This window comes from Halorubrum sp. SP9 (genome assembly GCF_005435015.1).
GTDB classification, from domain to species: domain Archaea; phylum Halobacteriota; class Halobacteria; order Halobacteriales; family Haloferacaceae; genus Halorubrum; species Halorubrum sodomense.
On record NZ_SGXU01000407.1, the window covers coordinates 1 to 427 of the forward strand.

Below are 427 nucleotides of genomic sequence, written 5' to 3' on the forward strand. Positions count from 1 at the left end.
GGACGCGCTCGATCGATCCCGAGCCATGCGCCTCACTCGCACACGTGCCGAACGCTTATTCCGCGATCGGGCGTCTTGGGACCGTGACACTCGACTTCGACCGGGACCGCGAGACGGTGTTCGAGAAACACCGCAGGAACGAGTCGATGCCGGGGAACGCAGCGCTCAAGCTGCTCGTGTTAGAGGAACTGCTCGCCCGCGAATTCGAGGTCGGAGAAGTCTGCGAGAAAGACGAATTCACACGCCGCATCGGCGAGAACTTCTCGAACCCGATCGAACTGCGCCGCGAGTTCGTGAACTTCGGCCACGTCCGGTACGACAACCGCGAGAACGAGTACGAAATCCGAGCCCTCCAGCTCTCCGAGGCCGACGTGCGGGCGAACGACCACCTCGAACGCCACGCGAAGGACCTGGGTGCGTTAGACTG

At 62.8% G+C, this 427-nt stretch carries 1 protein-coding gene; it reads left to right on the plus strand.

From position 1 onward, the window contains the following. Positions 1 to 83 precede the first annotated feature (83 nt). The coding region (locus EXE45_RS18050; RefSeq protein WP_137715955.1) for a DUF2087 domain-containing protein at positions 84 to 427 on the plus strand (344 nt) is incomplete at its 3' end.